A 2,743-nucleotide genomic window follows, 5' to 3' on the forward strand; every position below is an offset into this window, starting at 1 on the left:
GTTATAGTTGTGCTGTAATTTTGCCATTGTAATCTTGCAACAACTATAACTTTTTTACTTATGACAAAACAAGAGTATTTAGAGAAACAATCAGAAGTATTATCTGGCGGGAAACGGTTAAAGTTAATTTTAGCAGAACATGGCGTTCCTTATTCCACTTATAACTATTGGCGTAATAAATTTACATCCAGCGAAGAGAATTTACCTATAGCACCGATATCTATAAATGATGCGGAAGTTGCTGGAAGGCATTCAACTTTAGAGAAAGTTGATGCAACCGGTGTTGTCTTGGCATTTCCTAATGGACTCCGAGCCCATTTCGGTCGTGGCAGTGAACAAGTTTTAATGGAAGTACTAAATAAAAGTTTAAGCCATGTTCTGTCTGAATGATACAATGCGTTATCACCTGTGTCCGGGATACACGGACATGCGTAAAGGAATAAACTCCCTGGTAGGCGTAGTCAAAGAGAAGATGTGTGCCAACATACTGAATGGTGATGTGTTTATTTTTATCAGTCACAGCCGAAAACTCATGAAACTGCTCCATGCAGAGGATGGCGGTATGGTCATGTACGTAAAACGGCTTGAAGCCGGAAGGTTCAAGTTGCCCCAATATGACCCGCAAAGCAGGTGCTACCCGATGGAATGGCGTGACCTGGTAGTCATGGTAGAAGGTATCCGGGAAGATCCATCAGCCCGCCTTCGCAGATTACGGGCAGAACGTACGGAATACCATGTATAGATGAGATTTCTTATGATATTTATGCCCTAAAATTTGCATACGTTCTTGAATCTTAGTATCTTTACTTAAATCAAAAATGGATATGGCCCCAGAGGAAATCTTGCATATGACCATTGACTCATTGATAAAAACCAATGAGCAGCAGGCGCGCCAGATAGAGGAAATGTCCGTGCGTATCAAGGAGCTTACCGCCCAACTTGCCTGGTTCCAACGTCGCATGTTCGGACGCAGTAGCGAGAAAAGGATGATGCTTGATGGACAACTCACTCTGTTTGACAACACGGAGGAGTGCCCATCATCCACCAGTATGGAGGAAGATGGAATAGAGGAAAAAAACGAACGTGCCGTCATATCACGCCAGGGCCGGCACAGAAGCAGAGAAAACTGGGAGAATCTTCCCGTGATGGAAACAGTCGTCCATGAACCGGAAAACGTAGACCTGGAACGTTACCGCAGAATTGGGGAAGAAATCACGTATGTAGTGGAACACAAGCCGGGCAAACTATACCGTGTCGCCCATGTACGTCCCAAATATGGTCTTATTAATCCCGCAGAAATTGTAGAGAGGGGCAAGGGTGTACTTATTGCCCCCATGCCTTTGTTCCCCATATATAAAGGCGTTCCCGGAGCAAGTCTTCTGGCCGAAATCCTCCTGCAGAAATATGAATACCACATGCCGTTCTACCGCCAGATCAAGCAGCTGGCGCATCTGGGCATGAACGGGTTGAAGGAAGCGACCATTACCGGGTGGTTCAAACGTTCGATGGAACTGCTCCGTCCTCTGCACACTGCCTTGGTAAAAGAAATACTGAAAAGTGACTACTGCCAGGCAGATGAGACAACCACGAATGTAATCAATCCTGAAAAGCATGCTACGGACCGTGAATATGTCTGGATGATACGTGCCGTGACAGAGAAACTTGTAGCCTTTTTCTATGAGGAAGGATCCAGATCCGGAGAAGTCATCAAGGATCTTACGGACAAATACAATTTTAAGGGCTATCTGCAATGTGACGGTTTTTCTGGCTATACAGCCGTGTATAAGCCGGGCTTTGGCGTGACCCTTGTGAACTGTCTTGTACATATACGCCGTTATTTTGAGCAGGCGCTTGAAGAGAACCGCAAGCCTGCCTCATGGTTCCTTTGCAAAATACAGGAGCTTTACCACATAGAGCATGAATGTGACAAGAAGGGAATGACTCCTGACCAGCGCAAATTGGAAAGGCTGGCTCGTTCCAAACCGCTGATGGAGGAAATGTACAAGTGGATGGAAACTGAAGGCCTGTGTTACAGTCAAAGCACATTGATAGGGAAGGCTGTCAGTTATGCTTATACCCGATGGAATAATATGATGCACGTACTTGATGACGGAAGACTGCTGCTTGACAATAATCTTGCGGAGAATGAGATACGCCCCATTACACTCGGACGTAAGAATTACCTCTTCTGCGGGAACCATGAGGCGGCAGAAAACATGTGCGTTGTTACATCTTTGTTGGCTACTTGTCGGAACCACCATGTAAATCCCAGAACCTATCTAAACGATATTATTGCCAGAATGCCGTATATGGAAAAGGCTTCGGAAAAGGAACTGGTAGAGATACTACCTCATAGGTGGATACTCTCACATCCTGAAGCTACAATATCAGACATACGCAAACAGGCCAATTGATAACCGGAACATATTAAAACAACGATCATTGAACATGGAGGTAATCTAAGGCAAACGAGTCATCAGGAATGTTTAAACGGTTGAAATAAATAAAATTGACAAATAAAATCATATTTTGTCAGATTTGTTTTGTGGTCTCAAATTAAATACTTACGTTTGCGACATGACAATATCTCCATAGTGGAGAAGCGGATACCAGACCTTAACACCTAAAAAAAGACGCCTAACCAAAGCCAAGGCTATGTGAAAGGCAAGATCTTTTTTTCCGGGAATCTATGTTGATTCCCGGTTTTTTTATGCTTATTTTTCTTTATCCTTTTTAGGAGGGG

At 44.0% G+C, this 2,743-nt stretch carries 3 protein-coding genes; all 3 read left to right on the top strand.

The window, feature by feature from the left end; translation table 11 throughout:
* Positions 1 to 60: 60 nt before the first annotated feature.
* The 3 genes from ACZMIG_RS14605 (at position 61) to tnpC (ending at position 2,414) form a co-directional block, all read left to right on the top strand.
* Positions 61 to 390, top strand: a complete 330-nt coding sequence (locus tag ACZMIG_RS14605; protein WP_487889752.1) for an IS66 family insertion sequence element accessory protein TnpA — start codon at positions 61 to 63, stop codon at positions 388 to 390.
* 4 nt (positions 391 to 394) lie between these two features.
* Positions 395 to 742 carry an IS66 family insertion sequence element accessory protein TnpB gene (gene tnpB, locus ACZMIG_RS14610; protein WP_487889753.1) on the top strand — a complete coding sequence of 116 codons (348 nt, stop codon included), beginning with the start codon at positions 395 to 397 and terminating at the stop codon, positions 740 to 742.
* Positions 743 to 824: 82 nt separating this feature from the next.
* Complete coding sequence (gene tnpC / locus ACZMIG_RS14615) at positions 825 to 2,414, top strand: IS66 family transposase (protein WP_487889754.1); 1,590 nt, start codon at positions 825 to 827, stop codon at positions 2,412 to 2,414.
* The last annotated feature ends 329 nt before the right edge of the window (positions 2,415 to 2,743 follow it).

It is taken from the genome of Xylanibacter sp. (assembly GCF_057607445.1).